This window comes from Chelativorans salis (assembly GCF_025336525.1).
GTDB classification, from domain to species: Bacteria; Pseudomonadota; Alphaproteobacteria; order Rhizobiales; family Rhizobiaceae; genus Chelativorans; species Chelativorans salis.
Genome location: NZ_JAOCZP010000005.1, coordinates 381,811 through 396,054, shown reverse-complemented (window position 1 = coordinate 396,054; position 14,244 = coordinate 381,811). Strand labels below are relative to the sequence as shown.

The 14,244-nt window shown below is 62.2% G+C and carries 11 protein-coding genes and 1 pseudogene; 1 reads left to right on the top strand and 11 read right to left on the bottom strand.

From position 1 onward, the window contains the following. Window positions 1-42 precede the first annotated feature (42 nt). From N5A92_RS18260 to N5A92_RS18225, 8 genes are all read right to left on the bottom strand, one after another. Entirely contained in the window at window positions 43-279 is a 237-nt protein-coding gene (locus N5A92_RS18260) for a hypothetical protein (RefSeq protein WP_260905240.1), read from the bottom strand. Window positions 280-668: 389 nt separating this feature from the next. Next, window positions 669-1,661 (bottom strand): Gfo/Idh/MocA family protein, encoded by a 993-nt coding sequence (locus N5A92_RS18255; protein WP_260905236.1) that lies wholly within the window; start codon window positions 1,659-1,661, stop codon window positions 669-671. Beyond that, entirely contained in the window at window positions 1,658-2,542 is an 885-nt protein-coding gene (locus N5A92_RS18250; protein ID WP_260905235.1) for a sugar phosphate isomerase/epimerase family protein, read from the bottom strand. Before N5A92_RS18250 ends, N5A92_RS18255 begins: the two co-directional genes overlap by 4 nt. Before the next feature lie 22 nt (window positions 2,543-2,564). Then, a complete protein-coding gene (locus N5A92_RS18245; RefSeq protein ID WP_313958434.1) occupies window positions 2,565-3,404 on the bottom strand; it encodes a carbohydrate ABC transporter permease in 840 nt (279 codons plus the stop codon). Further along, window positions 3,401-4,240, bottom strand: a complete 840-nt coding sequence (locus N5A92_RS18240; RefSeq protein ID WP_260905231.1) for a carbohydrate ABC transporter permease — start codon at window positions 4,238-4,240, stop codon at window positions 3,401-3,403. The genes N5A92_RS18245 and N5A92_RS18240 overlap by 4 nt, the downstream gene beginning before the upstream one ends. Window positions 4,241-4,376: 136 nt before the next feature. Next, window positions 4,377-5,603 carry an ABC transporter substrate-binding protein gene (locus N5A92_RS18235; RefSeq protein WP_260905229.1) on the bottom strand — a complete coding sequence of 409 codons (1,227 nt, stop codon included), beginning with the start codon at window positions 5,601-5,603 and terminating at the stop codon, window positions 4,377-4,379. An 11-nt stretch (window positions 5,604-5,614) separates the two neighbouring features. Beyond that, window positions 5,615-6,607 (bottom strand): alpha/beta hydrolase, encoded by a 993-nt coding sequence (locus N5A92_RS18230; protein ID WP_260905228.1) that lies wholly within the window; start codon window positions 6,605-6,607, stop codon window positions 5,615-5,617. After that, window positions 6,604-7,305, bottom strand: coding sequence for a GntR family transcriptional regulator (locus N5A92_RS18225; RefSeq protein WP_260905227.1), 702 nt, complete (start codon window positions 7,303-7,305; stop codon window positions 6,604-6,606). The genes N5A92_RS18230 and N5A92_RS18225 overlap by 4 nt, the downstream gene beginning before the upstream one ends. Window positions 7,306-7,397: 92 nt before the next feature. On the opposite strand from N5A92_RS18225, the gene N5A92_RS18220 reads away from it, so the two are divergent. Then, complete coding sequence (locus N5A92_RS18220; RefSeq protein ID WP_260905225.1) at window positions 7,398-8,507, top strand: ABC transporter ATP-binding protein; 1,110 nt, start codon at window positions 7,398-7,400, stop codon at window positions 8,505-8,507. A gap of 399 nt (window positions 8,508-8,906) precedes the next feature. Here N5A92_RS18220 and metK read toward each other — a convergent pair whose 3' ends face one another. The 3 genes and pseudogenes from metK to N5A92_RS18205 form a co-directional block, all read right to left on the bottom strand. After that, complete coding sequence (metK, locus tag N5A92_RS18215; protein WP_260905224.1) at window positions 8,907-10,091, bottom strand: methionine adenosyltransferase; 1,185 nt, start codon at window positions 10,089-10,091, stop codon at window positions 8,907-8,909. Window positions 10,092-10,138: 47 nt separating this feature from the next. Beyond that, window positions 10,139-13,887 (bottom strand): annotated as a pseudogene (gene metH, locus N5A92_RS18210) (methionine synthase). A gap of 33 nt (window positions 13,888-13,920) precedes the next feature. Next, complete coding sequence (locus N5A92_RS18205; RefSeq protein WP_260905223.1) at window positions 13,921-14,175, bottom strand: methylenetetrahydrofolate reductase; 255 nt, start codon at window positions 14,173-14,175, stop codon at window positions 13,921-13,923. Window positions 14,176-14,244: the final 69 nt, after the last annotated feature.

The window sequence follows — 14,244 nt, the reverse complement described above, 5'->3', positions numbered from 1 at the left end:
ACCGTTCTTGTCAGATCGAGCTCATTCTTGTCCTTGGACGAGTTACAGAACGGCGGGTGTTTGCTGGTCGACTGCGACACCGTAGGCTGTATTTGGCACGTCCCGTGTGCTCGCGAGACCGGGCACGCCGAGGGAGAGGAGCATGTCGCGATGTGGCTCGGAGCAGTCCTTCTGCATCGCGCCTCCGTCAGCGGCCTCCGCGACGGGCAGGACCGTCTGGTCGCCTTCGCCCAGTTCGCCGGAAAGGAACCAGAGCCCGTCACCCTGGAACCTGGACACCCAACGGGAACGGATCGACGCGATCTTTCCGGTCGGAGAGGAGGAGCGATTACACCAGATGCGACAGCAGAGAGGCGAAAGAGGACATCCGCTCGGTGCCGGTGGGGCCAACAACCCTGGAGTGTCGTTGTGGCGCGGGACCAAAGCAGTGAACAAGGGAAAGCCTTGAAATGGAGCTTTTTAACGAGACAGTTCGCGGCTCGCCGGAGGCCGTCAGTATGATTTTGACCACCCTGTCTTTCGCCAGCTTGCGCCGTGGACAAGAGCCCAGCCACGAGTGCGGCAATGTCTTCATGATGGATGTCGATGTCGCGGCGTGCCAGTGGGCCGCTTCGGAGAGGCGGGCTGGACCTAGGCGCCGCATCTCCCCACCGCCACGGTGCTTGATTTCATGCAGGGAGGCCGGCGCGGACAGTCTCGAGCCAACGCATTGCGGTGACGCCGTCCTCAATCAGGGGGACTGCGCTACGTTCTCCACGGAAGGCGGCAACTGTCTTCGTCAGCAATTCATGGTATCCTTTAAAATCCTCGTTCGCCGCGGCCGTGAAATTCGGACGCCAGGTCAAAGTATCTTCCCCATCGAACAGGCTCGCCTCCGGGTTGTCGGACTTGAACGGTGGGTCGCGGTGGTATGAGACCCGGACGATGTTGTCGATCTCGATGCGGCGGTGATCCCCCATCACCTGCACGAATTCCATAGGCGTGCCGCGGGACTGGATCGTTCCCATCACCAGTGTTCCGATCGCCCCGTTATCGAATTCGATAGCGATGTGAAGTAGGATCTTGCCAGGCTCCCTTTCAATGACGCGCGGCTCCATCGCCGCGATGGGGCCGACGAGATGGGCCGGAAGGTCCATGTAGTGCACGCAGTGGTGCAGCAGGAATCCGGTGTAGTCGGCATTGCCCTCGAAATAGGTGGGCGCCGTCATGTACGAGCCGTAGAAACCGAGAGGGGAGCCGAAATCCCGCTCAATGACCCTCTTGGCGATCTTGTTGCCGACTGAAAAGCGTTTCATGAACCCGACCACGAGGGGTTTCCCGGCCTTCTGGGACATGTCCTGCAGGCGCAGCGCATCCTCGTGGGAAGCCCCGGGCGGCTTCTCCATAAAGACCGGCAGACCGCGCCCGAGCGCCGCCATGCCGATCTCGAGATGTGCGGCGGGACCGATGGCGAGACCTATGGCGTCGAGCCCGGGGTGGACGAGCAGGTCGTGCGCATTGGAAAAGATATCGCGCACCCCGTATTGCCGGGCGACTTCGGCAGTGCGGACGGAATTGACGTCGCAGACCGCGGCGATCCTGACATCTTCACGGACGAGTTGAGGCAAAAGCATTTGCGAGGCGTGGCGCCCGCAGCCAATCCAGCCGATATTCAGCGTCATCTACGATAGCGTCCCATTGTTATCGCACTCTTCAAGAAGGCGAGACTTGCGGAAAGTCTTTCGGTTTCGTCCTCGTGTGGCGGCCGCCACTGCGCGATTGGCACGGCAATGCGATCGTCGTTGCGGCGGAACGGCTCCAGCGAAATGGGGCCGTCATAACCGACGGCATGAAGCGCCCTGACGACGGCGATCCAGTCGGTCGCGCCGGTGCCGAGGAAGCCGCGATGGTTCTCGTTTGCCTGGAAATGCGCGATACGGGTGCCTGCTTCCAGGATGGCCTCGGGGATGCTCGCGTCCTCCATGTGCATATGGAACGTGTCGAGCATGAGCCTCACGGACGGTTCATCGACGAGATCGATGAGCGCGATTGCTTGCCGGGTGGTGCAGAGGATGTCGGTCTCGAAACGGTTGAGCGGTTCTACGGCGAGCCTCACACCCGCCTGCGTGGCAAGCGGAGCGATGGTCTTGAGGCCTTCGATGCACCAATTTTCCCGCGCAGAACGCAAATCCTCATCGACCGGCTGCGGCGCGCGTCCCGCAAACACCAGCGGATTGCCGTAGAGCGGACCGCCGACGATGCGCGCGCTGAGCTCATGCGCACATTCGATAGCGTATGTCAGGTAGTCTTTGCCTTGCCGACGACAGTTCGCATCACTGCTGGTCAGGTTGCGCTCCATATTGACGCGCGCGGCGAGTACAACGTCAAGGCCGGCATCGTCCAGCGCCCTGCGCAGATTTCCGAGTTCGACGTCCCCCGGCTCGGGCACGAGCAGTTCGATGAAATCGTAGCCCAGTTCCTTGAGCCGGCTCAGCCATGGAAAATAATCTTCGGTGAAGGGGCGGGCGATCTGCATCGAAATCAGCCCGACGGGATTGGTCATTGATGCCTTCTCCATGGTTTGGTCAACCTTTGACGGCGCCCTGCGTGAGGCCTGAAATCAGGCGTTTCTGAATAAGCAGGAAGAGCAGTGTGGCGGGCAACGCGCCGAGAACCCCGCCAGCCGTCAGCAGGCCCCACTCGATCTGGTATTCGCCGATGAGCGTCTGGATGGCGACGGTGATGGTGCGCACGTTGCGTCCGCCAAGCGTCAGCGCATAGAGGTATTCGTTCCAGGACGTGATGAAGATGTAGATCCCGGTGGCGATGATGCCTGGCAGGATGAGCGGCAGGATGACCTTCCGCAGTGCTCCGAGCCGCGAGCAGCCGTCGATCATGGCCGCCTCATCAAGGCTTCGGGGAATGGAGTTGATATAGCTCGTCATCATCCAGACCGAAAAGGGGATCGCCACGGTCGCGTTGGCGATGACCAGCGCCGCATGGGTGTCGATGAGGCCGAGCCGCCGCATGATCACGAACAAGGGAAGAATAAGAAGGACGACTGGAAACATGTTGATGACTAGAAACTTGATCATCAAAAGTCGTCGCCCGGGAAAACGGAAACGCGAGAACGCATAGGCCGCCGTGACGCTCAGGCTGAGCCCTAGGATCACGGTGCCAATCGCAACGATGAAGCTGTGGATCATGTTGATAGCAAAATCGGTGCGGCTCAGGAGGCGCTCGTAGTTGGCCGCGGTCCAGTTCTGCGGATCGAGGGCAACACCAGCCTGTAGGAGGTGATCCTGCGACGTAAAGGAGGTCAGCGCCATCCAGATATATGGACCGAGCGCGAAGACGACGATCGCCAGGACCGGCAGATGCGTGCCGAAGATCGAACGGAGGGCGGATTGGCGGCGTACCATCAGTCCAGGGTCCTGTTCACGCGGGAGAGATAGACGAGGACGAGCCCGGTCAGCATCATGGTGAAGATCACCGCAAGCGCGGAGCCATAGCCGAAGTTCAGGCTGGAACGGGCTTCGATGAAGGCGTAGAGCGGCAATGTGTGGGTGGCGTATCCTGGTCCTCCGCCAGTCATGACATAGATGACGTCGATCGAGTTCGCGACCCAGATCGTGCGCAGCAGGATCGCCGTGCCGAGGACGCCGGCGATGCCGGGGAGCGTGATGTTCCGGAATTGCTGCCAATTGCTGGCGCCGTCGATGGCCGCTGCCTCGTAATAGCTCGTGGGAATGGATTGCAGGCCCGCCAGGATCATTCCTGCGAAGAAGGGGAAGCCCTGCCAGGTGAGCGTGAGAATGATGGCGTAGAGTGCTGTGTCGGGATCAGCGAGCCACGGAAAGGAGGACTGCATGATCCCAAGCCGGAACAGGATGTCGTTGAGGACGCCGTAGTTGGCGTCATAGATCCAGCGCCACATCAGGGCGATGACGACACTCGGCAGGGCCCAGGGAATGATGATCAGCGCCCGCGCCAGCGGTCGCCAGAAGAAATCGCGATTGAGCAGGATAGCGGTGATGAGCCCAAGCAGAGCCTGTGCGGGAATGGTGATTCCGATCCATAGCAAGGTATTCCAGAAGGAGATCCAGAAGACGTCGTCCTGAAAGGCTGCGATGAAGTTGCCGAACCATATGAATGTGCGGTCCGCCGGGCGCCAGACGACATAGTCGTGCAGGCTCAGGAAAACCGCTTCCGCCATGGGCAGGAAGACAATCAGCAGGGTGACCAGAACCGCTGGCGTCAAGAGAGCGTAAGGAAAGATGGAGAAACCTTCCCGGGATCTCCTACAGCCGTGCGGTACTATGCTGGCAGTTGAGGACATGTCGGAATCAGTTCCGGGGAAATGGGCAGCCGGGCCGCGGCCCGGCTGCCAAATGGCTTTACTCGGATGCGTAGAGCTTCTCGATCTCACGCATCATATGCTCGGAGGTGATTTCGCCCAGAAGGGCCCGCTGCATGGCGCGTGGCCAGACATTGTCCACGAAATCCGACGTGGCGCCCGTGGCTGGAAGCGTCTCGGCGAAGGGCAGGGAGTCCATGGTCGCCTGAACAAAGCGCGCCTCGTGGTTCTGCCAGTTCTCCGAATCCGATTTGGTCACGGGCAACTGGCCGGTGGCTTCGTTGAAGAGCGCGTTGTTCTCGCTGGAGGACAGGAAGGAAATCCACTTCCAGGCCGCCTCCTTGTCTTCCGCCGAGGAGAACACCGCCAGCGACTCGTCGCCGAAGGCGGTCCAGCGCCCGCCGCCGCATTGAGGAACCGGTGCCGCGGAGACCTTTTCGCCGAGCGCCTCAGCCATGGCATTGGAGGAGCCGATATGGTGGATCGTCATCGCCGTACGGCCCTGCTGGAAGGCGGCGATGATTTCCTGGAACCCGTCATTTGGGGCCGAAGGCGGAAATACGCCGTGCTCGCGATGCAAGTCGATCACCCACTGGTTCGCGGCAATGGCCGTCTCGTTCGTCAGGCCCCCGTCTTCATCAAGCGAGACACCATCGTGGGATAGCACCAGGCTTGCCCAATGATCGTGACCGCCCTTGCCGCCGCGGAAGCCGAACCCGTAGACGTCGTTGTTGCCGTCCCCGTCCGTGTCCTGCGTCAGCGTCTGGGCCGCGGTGAGGAAGTCTTCACAGGTGGCGGGCGGTTCAAGACCGGCTTGCTCGAACATGTCCGCCCGGTAATAGAGGTAAAGCACCACATACTGCACCGGCAGGTAGTATTGGCTGCCGTCCGGGCCGGCATTGATGTCCAAAATGTTGTCGAGCAGGTCGTCCTTGCCTTTCCAATTGGCCAGCCAGTCGTCGATCGGCTCCAGCGCGCCCATTTCGACAAGACGCGGTTGGGCAAAGAGCTTAACCATGGCGGCATCCGGCGCGCCGCCGCCGACAATCGCCGTGTACAGGTTGTCGTAGTAGCTGTTCCACGGCACGTTCTCGGCTTCGATGGTGATCTCGGGGTTCTGCTCTTCGAACTTGGCGATGAGCTCGTCCATCGGATTGTCCGGGTTGTCGAAGTGGTACCAGAACCGAACGGTCGAATCGGCGTGGGCGAGACCCGCCATTGCCGATACCGACGCCGCCAGGGCCAGGATTTTTAAGGCTCTTCTCATCGTTACCTCCCTTAGTTGGATGAATATCCGGCTGCTTCGAGCCAGTCTGCCGCCAGAGCAAAGGCCGAGCGCGCCTCCTCAAGCGCTACAGTCATTTGCATAAAGCCGTGTACGACGCCGCGATGCAGGTGGCACGCGTCGTTGCGTCCCAAGTTTGTGAGGCGTTCGTGCAGGCCGAGCGTGTCGTCCCTCAGAGGGTCGAGTTCGGCTGCATTGAGATAGACGGGCGGAAGGGCCGCCAGCGCCTCGTCCGAAGCAGTGAGCGGAGTGGCGAAGGGATCGCCGCGCACTGCATGATCCGGCACATAGCGATCCCAATAGGCCTTCATGCGCTGCGGTGTCAGCCCGTAGGGTGGGTCCGGCATCCGGTAGGATGGTGTCGAAAAGTCCGCGCCATAGACGCCGTAGAACAGCAACGCGAAATCGGGCAAGGGAGCGCCAGTCTGTCGAGCGCGAAGCATGGTCGCCAAGGCGAGGTTGGCGCCGGCCGAGTCTCCTGAAATCCCGGCCGGACCTGGTTCAACGCCGTATTCTGGGCAGGCTGCTCGCGTGGCACGCCAAGCTGCCTCGCAGTCTTCCAGTCCGGCGGGAAACGATGCTTCGGGCGAGCGGCGATAGTGAGGCGCGATCACCGCCATTCGGCAGGACTTCGCGAGATACCGGATGGCCCGTTCATGAGTGTACGGCGAGCCGAACATCCAGCCACCGCCGTGGAGATAAAGGATGAAGCCGGGTCGGGGATGGAAAGGAACTCGCAGGGTGGCTTTTATCTCGCCAACGCCAGAGACGACCGGCAGCACGATCTCCTCGACCGCTGCCATCTCCGGCAGTTCGATGTTCCAGCGCTGGTTATTCCGCTCGAAGAGAGAGCGCGCCTGATCGAGCGGGAGCGTGAAAGGGTCGGGGAGCCCCGCGTCCTGTGCCGTGAGCCTCTTGATGAGTGCACGCATTTCGGGCGATAGCTCGGGAAGCCGCGCGTCCACTGGCTCGGCCGGCCCGGTCATGCGCTTTCCTCGCGGGAAGGCTGCTCGAACAAGGTCGGTCCGAAATCGACGATCGTCGCGACATGATGGCCGATGGCTCGCGCGGCGGCTGCCTCATCACGGGATTCGAGCGCCTCGATAATGGACTCGTGACGCCGTGCGGTGACGCTGAGATCACGCTGCTCGCCGCTGTGCAGGATCTTAAAGCGCTGGTTGTGCAGAATGCAGCGCGAAAGCAGTGGCTCGACCGCCGGCAAGCCGGCGGCCTGGAAAAGACACATATGAAAGCTGCGGTCGAACTTGGCGAGGGCGTATTCGTCCTTGGCGCGGGCAGCCTTGATCATCGCCGCGAGGTAGCAGCGCAGCTCTTCAAGCCCCTTGTCGTTGATCCGCCGGACGGCGCGGCAGATGCCGCGGGTCTCGATCCCGTGGCGCAGGCGGAACATCTCGACCGCTTCGTCCCGCGTGCAGTCGGACACGCGCGTGCCCCGGTGCCCCATGCGTACGACGAGGCCCTCGTCCTGGAGGTTGAGGAGCGCTTCGCGTACCGGGCCCTGGCTGCATCCGAAGTATTCGGCAAGCTCGAGCTCCAGGAGAGCCTCACCGGGCGCGATCTCGCCCAGCATGATCGCCCGCTTGATGCCTTCGAAGACTTCAGCGCTTTTCGACACCCGCGCGGGCGCCTCACGTCCCTTTTTGCCAATCATGGCAATTGTCATTTGGACCGCCTCTTGTCGCTTGCGTCCGTTTCCTTTATCATTATCAATAACGATAACGATAAAGCAAGTGCCAATAAGGGAATGCGGCGCGCATGGCCACGATTGAGCTGAAGGATGTGATCAAGAGTTACGGCGGCGTGGAGGTTATCCATGGCGTATCGCTTGAGATCGCCGACCATGAATTCATGGTGTTCGTAGGTCCCTCAGGCTGCGGCAAAAGCACGTTGCTGCGCATGGTTGCCGGGTTGGAAACGGTCACGGACGGGGATGTTCTGATCGGTGACAAGCAGGTGAACGCGCTCGAGCCGCGCTATCGGGATATCGCCATGGTCTTTCAAGACTATGCGCTCTACCCGCACATGACCGTGCGTGAGAACATGGCGTTCGGACTGAAAATGCGTAAGGCCTCTGACGCGGAGGTCAAAGAGAGGTTAGCCGAAGCGGCAGATATTCTGCAGATCACCCCGCTTCTCGATCGAAAACCGGGTCAGCTTTCCGGTGGGCAACGCCAGCGTGTGGCAATGGGGCGGGCGATCGTCCGACGGCCTTCAGCTTTTCTGTTCGACGAGCCGCTTTCCAATCTGGATGCGAAACTTCGCGTCGACATGCGCACGCAGATCAAACGACTGCATGCGCTTTTGAAGACCACCACGATCTATGTCACGCACGATCAGGTGGAAGCGATGACGCTGGCGGACCGGATCACAGTTTTGCGCAATGGCTATATCGAGCAGGTGGGAACGCCATTCGACCTTTACGAGCGTCCGGCCAATCTCTTCGTGGCCGAGTTCATTGGCTCGCCGGCCATGAACATGGTCAAGGCCCGTTATGTGGTCGAGGACGGCAAAGCCGAGGCCGTCATCCGTGATGACTTACGCATTACGCTGCCGCAATATCGGTTACAGAACGGCGTCGAAGTGGTCCTCGGCATTCGCCCCGAGCATCTCGAGCCATCCCAGTTTCGCGCGCATGGAGACGCGATCACGCTTCCCGCGATGACAAAAATCCTGGAACCATTGGGATCAGACGTGATTGCGCTTTGTGAACTTGGGGGTCTGGAGTTGACTGCGCGGCTTACACCCGGGCGCGTCTCCCGGGCGGGAGAAAGCATCGATCTCGTCTTCGACACCGCGCATATCCACCTTTTCGAAGCGCAGGGCGGCCGGCGGGTTCAAGCTCTTACGCACAATTCTGTGCAATAGGGATTGCGCTTGTCGCTCATGGTCGGAACTGAAAAGCTGGATGAGGTTCCAACTACGCTCGGCTGGGTGAGGGGCCATCCGACAGCGTTGGGAACGAACGAGCCGACGAGTTGGCGCTGACTGTGGGCGCCATGCGGCCCTCGGCAGTGTACGGTGTTCCGACCGTGAGCGACGAGCGCAACGTCCGCAGCCAGGGCGACCGCGAAGCCGGGGCACCGACTTCGCGCGCCAGCCGCTACCTTCTTAACGCAACGAGCCTCAGGCGGAACCGCCGACCATGCGGCTCATCAGGGGCGACTTGCTGAACGAGCGATGCCCGCAGCTGCAAATGACATGTCGCGGATTGCGCATCCTTGAGGGTGGATTTCTCGAGTTTGCTTTCCGGTTGGGTCGTTTCGCTCACTCTGCCGCCAGCGTGGCGCCGAAGGTGCGGGCCAGTTCGTCTGCCAGGTCTGTCTTTTCCCAGGAAAAGCCGCCGTCGCCGTCCGGCTGGCGCCCGAAATGACCGTAGGCCGCGGTGCGGGCATAGATGGGTTTGATAAGGTCCAGATGCTCGCGGATGCCGCGCGGGGTCAGGCGCACCATCTCGCGCAGGATCGACGACAGCTTGTCGTTGTCCACCCGTCCCGTGCCAAGCGTCTCGACATACAGCGCCACCAGCTCCGGCATGCCGATGGCGTAGGCAAGCTGGATCTGGCATTTGTCGGCGAGGCCCGCGGCCACGACGTTCTTGGCAAGATAGCGGGCGGCATAGGCCGCCGAACGGTCCACCTTGGTCGGATCCTTGCCCGAGAAGGCGCCGCCGCCATGGGGTGCGGCACCGCCATAGGTGTCGACGATGATCTTGCGGCCGGTCAGCCCGGCGTCGCCATCCGGCCCGCCGATGACGAAATTGCCGGTCGGGTTCACGATCAACCGGTCCTCGGGCACTGTCCAACCTTCGGGGAATACCGCCGCGACGTAGGGCCTGACGAGCTCGCGCACCTCATCCTGGCTGAGGCCCTCGGCATGCTGGGTCGAGACGACGACTGTGTCGAGCCCGACGGGCTTGCCATTGCGGTATTTGAGCGTCACCTGGCTCTTGGCGTCGGGGCCGAACTTGGGCTGACTACCCGTTTTCCGATCCTCAGCCATCAGCCGCAGGATGCGGTGTGAGAACTGGATAGGGGCCGGCATCAATTCGTCGGTTTCGTTGCAAGCATAGCCGAACATGATGCCCTGATCGCCGGCGCCTTCCTCGCCCTTGTCGCCTTCGTCGACGCCCATTGCGATGTCTGACGACTGCTCGTGCAGCAGGTTGTTGACGGCGCAGGTCTTCCAGGAGAAGCCCTTCTGCTCATAGCCGATGTCCTTGATCGCCCGGCGCGCGATCTCTTCGACGTGCTGGCGTACCTCGTCGGGGCCGCGCACTTCGCCGGCGATGGTCACGTGGTCTGTGGTGGCCAGCGTTTCGCAGGCAACGCGGCAGTTCGGATCAGCGGCCAGATAGGCGTCCAGCACAGCATCCGAGATTCTGTCGCAGACCTTGTCGGGATGCCCCTCGGATACCGATTCACTGGTGAAAAGCCAGGTCTTGTCGTTCATCTCGTTCCTCTCCTCTGCATTGAAATGGGGTGGTCGCGGTCACGCAGTCACGCGACCTTGTCCTCGGCTTCGACCCGCGCGGCATTGCGGTCGGGAACGTAGGCGAGGCTCGGCGCCAGCCAGCGTTCGACCTCGGCCAGATCCATACCTTTTCTCTGGGCATAATCGGCCACTTGGTCCGGGCCGATCCGGCCGACACCGAAATAGCGGGCGCCAGGATGGGCGAAGTAAAAGCCGGACACCGCCGCGGCCGGCCACATCGCACAGCTTTCGGTCAGTTCGATGCCGGTGTGATAAGGCGCCTCGAGCATCGAAAAGAGGGTGCGCTTGTCGGTATGGTCCGGGCAGGCCGGATAGCCGGGCGCGGGGCGGATGCCGCGATACCGCTCGGCGATCAGCGCCTCGTTGTTGAGCTCCTCGTCCGGAGCATAGCCCCACAGCGAGCGGCGCACGCGGGCATGCAAGGCCTCGGCGAAGGCCTCGGCAATGCGGTCGCCGAGCGCCTGGACCATGATCGAATCATAGTCGTTGCCCGCGGCCTTGAAACGGTTGGAAAATTCGTGAACCTCATGGCCCGCGGTCACGGCGAACGCCCCGATCCAGTCGTCGATGCCCTTCGGCGCCAGGAAGTCGGCCAGGCACATATTGGGTCTATCGGTCGACTTTCGACCCTGCTGGCGAAGCTGCGGCAGCCGCGCCATCTCGAACCTGCGGTCCTCGCCCGTCCACACGACCACGTCGTCGCCGTCGCGATTGGCGGGCCAGAGGCCGACCACACCGCGAGGCCTGAACCAGCCCTCGGACATGACCCGTTTGAGCATCGTCCTGGCGTTGTCGTAAAGCTCGCGCGCGGCAGCGCCCTTGTCGGGATCGTCGAGGATGGCGGGGAATTTGCCGCGCATCTCCCAGGTGTCGAAAAAGGGACTCCAGTCGATATAGCCGACCAGCGCTTCGAGCGGCATGTCGTCGATAACGGACAGGCCGGGCGTCTGCGGCGCTGGCGGGACGTAGCTGTCCCACTCGCCGTCGAAGGCATTCGCTCGCGCCTCGGCGATCGGTATCGTCGGCCTGTCGCCGCCGCGGCTTGCCGCAGCGCGAATCCGCTCCTGATCGGCCGCGATGCCGGCCAGGTAGTCCGCGCGGGCCGTCTTGGACAGAAGCCGCGAGACGACGCCGACCGCCTTCGAGGCGTCATCCACATGGATCACGCCGTGCGCGTATTCCGGGGCAACCTTCAGTGCGGTGTGCTTCTTCGATGTGGTCGCGCCGCCAATCAGCAATGGGAGGTCGAAATCCTGCCGCTTCATCTCGGCCGCGACTTCGACCATGCGGTCGAGCGAGGGAGTGATGAGGCCCGAAAGGCCGATGATATCGGCCTTCTCCTCGCGCGCCCTGGCAAGGATATCCTCGGTCGGAACCATCACGCCCAGATCGACCACGTCGTAGTTGTTGCACTGCAAGACGACGCCGACGATGTTCTTTCCGATGTCGTGAACATCACCCTTGACGGTGGCCATCAGCACCTTGCCCTTGGCGGAGGTGTCGCCGGCTTTCTTCTTCTCCTCTTCCATGAACGGCAGAAGATGGCCCACGGCGGTCTTCATGACGCGCGCCGACTTCACCACCTGCGGCAGGAACATCTTGCCGGCGCCGAAAAGGTCGCCGACGACGTTCATGCCATCCATGAGCGGTCCCTCGATCACGTCGAGCGGCTTGTCCGCTTTCTGGCGGCATTCCTCCGTGTCCTCGATGACGAAATCGGTGATGCCATGCACCAGTGCGTGCTCCAGCCGCTTTTCGACCGGCTGCTCGCGCCACTTGGGGTCTTCCTTCTTGGCCGCCTCGCCGGAGCCCTTGTACTTGTCGGCGATCTCCAACAGCCGCTCGGTCGCGTCGGCGCGGCGGTTTAAAAGCACGTCCTCGACCCGCTCGCGCAGCTCGTCGGGAATATCGTCGTAGACGGTGATCTGACCGGCGTTCACGATTGCCATGTCCAACCCCAGCGGGATCGCATGGTAGAGGAAAGCCGAGTGCATCGCCTCGCGCACCGCATTGTTGCCGCGGAAGCTGAACGAGACGTTCGACAGCCCGCCCGAAACGTGGCAGTGCGGCATCGCCTCTTTGATCATGCGGGTGGCCTCGAAGAAGGCCACGGCATAATCGTTATGCTCGTCGATCCCGGTCGCCACGGCGAAGATGTTGGGGTCGAAGATGATGTCCCAAGGATCGAAGCCCGCCTTCTCGGTCAGAAGGTCATGGCAGCGCTTGCATATATCGAACTTGTGCTGAGCGGTCTCAGCCTGGCCGTTCTCGTCGAAGGCCATGACGACCACGGCCGCGCCGTAGCGGCGCACGATCCGGGCCTGTTCAAGGAACGCTTTTTCGCCCTCCTTCAGCGAGATCGAGTTGACGACCGAGCGGCCCTGAACGCATTTCAGCCCGGCTTCAATCACCTCGAACTTCGAGCTATCGATCATCACCGGCACACGGGAGATGTCGGGCTCCGACGCAATGAGGTTGAGGAAGGTCTTCATCGCCTCGGCCGAGTCGAGCAGCCCCTCGTCCATATTCACGTCGATGATCTGTGCGCCGTTCTCGACCTGCTGGCGCGCGACGTCCAGCGCGCTAGCATAGTCGCCGGCCATGATCAGCTTCTTGAACTTCGCTGAGCCGGTGACGTTGGTCCGCTCGCCGATATTGATGAAATTCGCGATCCCGGTCATACGGCGCCCTCATGCGGCTGCTGGGCCTCGGCACCCGATACCTCGAACAGCTCAAGCCCGCTAAGCCGCATCCGCTTCACCTTCGATGGAACCGTGCGCGGCGGCTTGTTCTTCACCGCTTCGGCGATGGCCGCGATATGCGCAGGCGTGGTGCCGCAGCAGCCGCCGACGATGTTGACGAGACCGGAGTCGGCCCATTCGCCCAGATGACCAGCGGTGTCCTCTGGCGTTTCGTCATAGCCCCCCATCTCGTTGGGCAGGCCCGCATTGGGGTAGGCGCTGATGCGGGTATCGGCCACCTGCGACAGGGTGCGGACGTGCTGGCGCATCTCGCCGGCCCCCAGCGCGCAGTTGAGGCCGATGGAGAACGGGCGCGCATGGCTCATCGACGCCCAGAACGCTTCGGGTGTCTGGCCGGTCAACGTGCGGCCCGAGCGATCGGTGATGGTGCCCGAGATCATCAGCGGTGGCACCGCGAGACCCTCGTCGCGCAGCGTTTCGATGGCGTAGATCGCGGCCTTGGCGTTGAGCGTGTCGAAGATCGTCTCGATCAGGAGCAAATCCGCCCCAGCTTCGATCAGCGCCCGCGCCGCCTCACCATAGGCTCGGGCGAGGTCGTCAAAGGTCACGCCGCGAAAACCCGGATCGTTCACGTCGGGGCTGATCGAGGCTGTCTGGTTCGTCGGCCCGATCCCGCCGGCAACCCAGCGCGGCCGCTCTGGCGTGGCCACGGCATCGGCCGCCTCACGCGCCAGCCGCACGCTCTCCGCGTTCATCTCGGCCACCAGGTATTGCATGGAATAGTCGGCTTGACTGATCGCGTTGGCGCCGAAGGTGTTGGTGCACAGGATGTCAGCTCCGGCCTCAAGAAAGGCGGCATGGATGCCGCGGATCATGTCAGGCGCAGTCAGGCTGAGAAGCTCGTTATTGCCGGCGACGTCGACGGGATGATCCTTGAAGCGCTCGCCGCGATAGACGGCCTCGTTCGGCTTCTCCTGCTGGATCATCGTTCCCATCGCGCCATCGAGCACAAGGATGCGCTCTGCGGCATGGCGTTCGATGTCGGCTGTCATATCTTTTGTCCTCCTACGCGGCCAGTTCAGCGCTCATCCGCGCACGGGCAACGCGCGGCAGACCGAGAGACTCACATCCGGTTTGTTCAGGGTATAGATGTGATAGCCCACAACGCCTTCGGTCGCGAGGCGGCGGCACTGCTCGCTGGCAAGGCTTGCCGCTACCATCGCGCACATATCGGGCGCATCGTCCAGTCCGCTGAACATAGCCTCCATCCAGTCGGGAATCGAGACACCGCAGCCTTGTGAGAAACGTTTGAGGCTGCCGGCGGCACGGGCGCGGTCCATGAAGCCCCGTTCGCGGGAACCGCTTGAACGAGACGGCGATGGGGTGTTTCGGGAAAGGCCCGCCCATGC

Excerpts from the sequence above, each read along its gene's own strand:
- N5A92_RS18220 (WP_260905225.1), top strand. The coding sequence starts at position 7,398 with ATGGCCACGATTGAGCTGAAGGATGTGATCAAGAGTTACGGCGGCGTG.
- N5A92_RS18250 (WP_260905235.1), bottom strand. The coding sequence starts at position 2,542 with ATGACCAATCCCGTCGGGCTGATTTCGATGCAGATCGCCCGCCCCTTC.
- N5A92_RS18255 (WP_260905236.1), bottom strand. The coding sequence starts at position 1,661 with ATGACGCTGAATATCGGCTGGATTGGCTGCGGGCGCCACGCCTCGCAA.
- metK (WP_260905224.1), bottom strand. The coding sequence starts at position 10,091 with ATGAACGACAAGACCTGGCTTTTCACCAGTGAATCGGTATCCGAGGGG.
- N5A92_RS18205 (WP_260905223.1), bottom strand. The coding sequence starts at position 14,175 with ATGGACCGCGCCCGTGCCGCCGGCAGCCTCAAACGTTTCTCACAAGGC.
- N5A92_RS18225 (WP_260905227.1), bottom strand. The coding sequence starts at position 7,305 with ATGACAATTGCCATGATTGGCAAAAAGGGACGTGAGGCGCCCGCGCGG.
- N5A92_RS18230 (WP_260905228.1), bottom strand. The coding sequence starts at position 6,607 with ATGACCGGGCCGGCCGAGCCAGTGGACGCGCGGCTTCCCGAGCTATCG.
- N5A92_RS18235 (WP_260905229.1), bottom strand. The coding sequence starts at position 5,603 with ATGAGAAGAGCCTTAAAAATCCTGGCCCTGGCGGCGTCGGTATCGGCA.